This window comes from Microbacterium sp. K41 (genome assembly GCF_004794395.1).
Taxonomy (GTDB): domain Bacteria; phylum Actinomycetota; class Actinomycetes; order Actinomycetales; family Microbacteriaceae; genus Microbacterium; species Microbacterium sufflavum.
On sequence record NZ_SSDO01000126.1, the window covers coordinates 1 to 1,020 of the forward strand.

Annotated in this window: 2 protein-coding genes; both read left to right on the plus strand. The window is 74.6% G+C overall.

Features of this window, described 5'->3' with window-relative positions; all coding sequences use genetic code 11:
* Positions 1-207 (plus strand): hypothetical protein (locus tag DW309_RS19280; RefSeq protein ID WP_168387151.1); only part of this gene is annotated, 207 nt, incomplete at its 5' end.
* Positions 204-1,020, plus strand: an 817-nt coding sequence (locus tag DW309_RS02730; protein ID WP_136044489.1) for a YhgE/Pip domain-containing protein, incomplete at its 3' end; no start/stop codon positions are given. The genes DW309_RS19280 and DW309_RS02730, both read left to right, overlap by 4 nt.

Below are 1,020 nucleotides of genomic sequence, written 5' to 3' on the forward strand. Positions count from 1 at the left end.
GACCGCCTCGACGGCGCCGCCCGGGATCAGCTCGCGGCCCGACTGCGCGACACCGCGGCCCGCCGCCCCCTCGCCGTGTTCGCCACCGCGGTCGACGCGACCGCGGCGCGCTCCCTCCTCGCGGACGCCGGATGGTCGTCCGCCGACACCCTGGACCTCCGCGACCCGCACCGGGCCGCCGCCGACACCACCGAGGTGACCGCATGACCCTCCCCCTCGAGCGCGCGCGCTCCCGCAAGCCCATCACGTGGCTGACGATCCTCGGCGTGCTGCTGCTGCCCGCCGCGATCGGCGGCATCCTCATGGCCGCGCTGTACAACCCCACGGAGCGGCTGGAGTCGATGACCGCCGCGATCGTGAACCTCGACGAGCCGGTCGAGATCGACGGGCAGGTCACCCCGCTCGGACGACAGCTCGCCTCCGGGCTGGTCGAGGGCTCCGACGACCTCGACTCGAACCTCACGTGGGTCATCTCGAACGAGGAGGATGCCGCCGACGGGCTCGCGGACGGCTCGTACCAGGCCGTCATCACGATCCCCGAGGACTTCTCGGCCGCCGCGACCTCGGGCGGGCAGGCCGTGGCGGACGGCGGCGGCGACGCGGAGCAGGCGACGATCCGCGTCACCACCCCCGACGACGGTCTCGTCGCCGACGACCTCATCACGAGCCAGATCGCGAACGTCGCCGCGTCGACCCTCGGCACCATGCTGTCGGAGGCCACCACCGAGAACATCCTCGTGGGCTTCACCACGATCGGCGACCAGATCGGCGACGCTGCCGACGGTGCACTCCAGCTCGCGACCGGCGCCCGCGACGCCGCCACCGGGGCGGCGGAGATCCCCGACGGCGCGACACAGCTCGCCTCCGGCGCTGCACAGCTCGGCACCGGCGCCTCCTCGCTCGCGTCGGGGCTCGACACGATCGCGGGCAAGACGCGCGAGGCCGCGGCCGGCGCGGGGCAGATCGGCAGCGGACTCACCGCGGGTGCCGCGCAGCTCCAGGCCAGTGTCGCCCCGACGC